Below are 4,136 nucleotides of genomic sequence, written 5' to 3'. Positions count from 1 at the left end.
CGACATATTGCACAAGGCAAGCAGAAGGTGATTGTGCTGGCGCCACGATATTCTACTCTAAATTTAGAAATATATGGCAAGGAAGTCATTTATGAGAATGATATACAAGATATAGAAAATTGCTTGGAAATTCTTGAAATAGAGATTAAGAAACGCATACAACAGGAATTAAAGGATCATACAGCAACAATTATTCTCTATAATGTAACAGAAATAATTGGGAACTTAACACCTATGGCACAAAAGAGACTTGAGTTTATCTTTAAACAAGGTTTATATGCTGGCTATGCTTCGCTTGTCATGACAAATCAAAGCATCTCTCGGAATATTGAGCCGCCTTTGCGCCTTGCAAAAGGCTTCAAACAAGCTTTGGTTAGTATGAGACTTAATGATCAAACGATTGTGCCAGTTGCTAAAAAACCTTTAAGAGAGCCTTTGTTGGATGTTCAAGTTCATTATTTCGTTCAAGAGAACGACTTTAATAAGATTAAAGTGTTGATGCGTTAACAATTTACTTCCATATCTTTAGTAACTGTCGAATTTAAATTTGAATACGATAGAAATGAGGCAACATGAAAAAAAAGACAAAATATATACTATACATTATCTTAGGAGGAATAGTACTTATGACAATAGCATCGATGAACGGTTGTAGACTGGATGATTACACCGTTCCAAAAAACAGAACAAGAGAACAGTATGATTTTGAAGGCACATTTGAACCAATGTTTAAGTTTTTAGAACAAGAGAAAAAGGATTTTACTGGATTAAAAGGTTACATAAGTCATGTTTATATAAAACATGGAGACGAAGTCAAAAAATATTCAGTGGACTTAGATATTACACAATCTGACATTAAGGGCGACTACACAATAACAATCGGTGATAAAGAAGAGAGTGTTCCTGTTACTTATTCTAACGGTAAACTGACTTACAGCTCGGAGATAACTCCTTTATTTGATGAAGAGATTCTTAACTTGGTTGTTCAAAGAGATCATTTCGCTTCCTTGGATGTGAAAGAGACTTTCAAAAGTGCAGAAACAGAGCTTCGTGATATTATCTACCAGCCAGAAAATCATTCTGAACTCTTTAAACATCTCAAAAACAAGTATGATATGCCAGAGGATACTACCTGTCGAATAAGAATAAAACATTCTAGTGGAACAATCTATGGGATTTCAATCCAAATGAAATCGAAGGATATGGTTGTTCAAATAGATTTAATGATATTTAAACAATAGGGAGGATAATCAATGAATGGAATTGAAAAAAGTAACCGTCGAGTTGAAATGTCAGCTGTCTTGTCTGATGCAGTATATGAATACGAGAGAGCCTATACTGATGGTGGGACAAGCCCAGAACTGATGGCAGTAGGTGTCTTGAAAGATTCTGGTATAGATGACAAAAGTTATAAGATCGTGGACTCCATGTACGACGAGAAGTCGGGTGTTGCTGCTATTGCTGTTGAAGACACACTGACTGGGGAAACCTATATTTCCTATGCGGGAACAGACTATGAAGCTGATGGCCATAAGGATATTATTGTGGATGTAGCTATAGGATTAAACGATTCTTTGTATTTAAAAGAAAAGAGTCAACCTGCTATTGATTTCTATGATAGAGTAGAGGCAAAAGGACACTATATCACAACAACAACAGGACACTCCTATGGGGAATTTCAGAGTGGGAGAGTTGCATTAGAGAGACAAGTACTTTATAATTATGGCTTTCAAGGAGCTCCCCAGTCAGTAAACGGCCCAACAGCCCAACAGATGATTGCGAATGGGAATTCTACATTATTTAAAATTATTCATAGTAGCAAGAATTTTGAGGAATTTAAACAAAATTTAAAAACATTTAGCGGAGACTACAGTGGTAGACTATTTGATGCTTCACGAATAAGACTAATTAAACTTCCAGACGATGATGTGCTTAAACAGTACTGGGATTACTTTTCTCATTTGAAAGAAACTTCTCCTGAAACACTGAAAGCAGCCGAAGAAGAAGCTAAGCGAGTTGAAGAGTTGAGAAAGAATTACAAAGGTCACTCTGTTACTTTTTCTACAACTCGTGATGCACTAACTAATATTGCCTGGGCACAAAGTGGGAAAGAAATTTCGTTTAAAGGGCAGACACTTGATGGTGAAATTTCTGAATGGCTGTTAGATAAAAATACTCCTGCTTTGTTGAGTATTTTAGGGATAACTATGGAAACGAAATATCCTGGTTCTGTAATTGCTGTTGACTTGCCGATTCATCACAATATGACTGAATACAGAAAGAGCGCAGAGGCTTTGCAATATACGAAGCAAATTGTCGTAGAGCAGTTATTTGGTGTTGATATTGAGGGAGATGGGATTTTTGATTTTGCAGTAACACCTGAGAATTCTACAACTAAAGATCTATTTCCAAAGTATGGTGGCTCAAAAGAAATTCGCTTAGATACAACATCCATGACTATTTTGATTACAAATTTGAGAGCTAGTTTAGGGCATGCGGAGGATTTGGCCGATGTTGCTAAACGTGCAATTCAAGCAAACGAAGAGGTTATGAATGGGTTATCAAATCGTAAAAATAACCTCAAGGATGCAGTTTTCCAGCATTTGAAATCAATTAGTTTGATTGATGCTGTCCAAAAAATAGATAAAGCTTATAGTAATTATGATGGTATTACAGGAACTTTTGATACACTAAATGCTTATGATCCGCAAGAGTTTTCTAGAAAATTTGACTGGCTTGGTACAAGCGGACTTTATGACTATTTGGATAGTGCTGGTAATGACTTTGATCATGGGAAAATTACTTCAAAGTTAAACAGCATGAAGTCAAATACTGAGAGTGTCGTAATGGATATCAATCTGCATAAATTGGCGTCAGGAGGGAAATCTGATGGTAAATTATGGCCTCAAGCAGGTATGTATACTCGCTTTGGGACCAAGGGCGCAGAGCTAGTGAATTCATTTGAGGGGATGATTGAGAAAAGTACGACTGGTTTAGATAATCGTTCACATTTTGGAGATGGAATTCCACAAGCTGTTAATGAAATTCTAAGAGTATTGGAACAAAATATCCAAACAATAATTTCTTGTATCTCATATACAATTTCAGTAGCTGAGATTATTAAAACTGCTTTAGAAGAAACGGACAGGGGATTGGCTAGAAATATTGATAGTCTAGATTTTAGTTCAGTGCCAGATGTTAATACAAGTGTTTCACAGGATTATAATTCCTACTTAGAGGAAAGCGGTATATTTGATGATCGCGATGTTATTAGCGCTTTTGATGATCAAATAGATGTTAGATCTGAGGATTTAGCTAATCAAATGTCTTCATCGTTTAGTAGTTATCTAGACAGTGTAAAAGCTGCTATTGAACAGACTAATAAAGTTATGACTACTACTAAATACGATCTCCAAACAATCGTCAATGAGTTTCCTACTGAGATTTACTATAAGCTAAAAATTGATAAAAAGGAAAAGAAAAAATTATATGGTACAGTAGAGCCTCTAATTTCTGTATCTGCAACAATTCGAACTGCTATTACAGATATTGATTCTGTGGATATAGACTTGACCACAGCGGCTACAACGATTAATCTAGTTGTATCTATGCTAGGTGGATTCAAACCGGCATTTAGAAATGGGATGGAAGATGCATTTTATGGAGCAGCAAGTTTACAAGGCATTGTTCGTGCTCAAAAAGCAATTGGGGCAGTTATTAAATCATTGCAAATTCGGTTTACAAATTTCAAGAGTGATTTAGATAGTCTCGCTTCGGGTACTGCTGCACAAGCTTTGGGATATAAAGTTGGAGATATGACAAGCCTTATGGGAAATGTTAGTCAAGTAATTGATGATTGTTTTGGAGACGGCTAAAAGCAAATTTTAGAATGATGAGTCTAAGCTAAAATAGCTATGGGATATTTCTAAAAATACCTAGCAAAACAATGAAAAGTCGTTCCAACTGTTACAATTTCATTAACCACCTGAATTGATATTCAGGTGGTTTTTCTTTCCCCTACTCCATTTCTCTCGTATGGTATAATGAAACAAGGAAGTTTTTCTTCTAGTACTTGAAAACTCTATATTTTTTGAATCCTTTATCTGCTCCGCTATTTCCAAAAAAATAAAATAACT

At 35.5% G+C, this 4,136-nt stretch carries 2 protein-coding genes and 1 pseudogene; all 3 read left to right on the top strand.

Annotated features, from left to right (window positions below; all coding sequences use genetic code 11):
• Positions 1-507 (top strand): annotated as a pseudogene (locus HMPREF9389_RS08975) (type VII secretion protein EssC); the annotation flags it as partial.
• A 65-nt stretch (positions 508-572) separates the two neighbouring features.
• Positions 573-1,241, top strand: coding sequence for a hypothetical protein (locus HMPREF9389_RS08980; protein ID WP_002928390.1), 669 nt, complete (start codon positions 573-575; stop codon positions 1,239-1,241).
• A 12-nt stretch (positions 1,242-1,253) separates the two neighbouring features.
• Positions 1,254-3,875, top strand: a complete 2,622-nt coding sequence (locus HMPREF9389_RS12215) for an SA1320 family protein (RefSeq protein ID WP_002928385.1) — start codon at positions 1,254-1,256, stop codon at positions 3,873-3,875.
• Positions 3,876-4,136: the final 261 nt, after the last annotated feature.

This window comes from Streptococcus sanguinis SK355 (genome assembly GCF_000212855.1).
Classification (GTDB): Bacteria; Bacillota; Bacilli; order Lactobacillales; family Streptococcaceae; genus Streptococcus; species Streptococcus sanguinis_A.
Note: the sequence above shows the minus strand (reverse complement) of the source record. Positions and strands in the feature narration are given on the sequence as shown.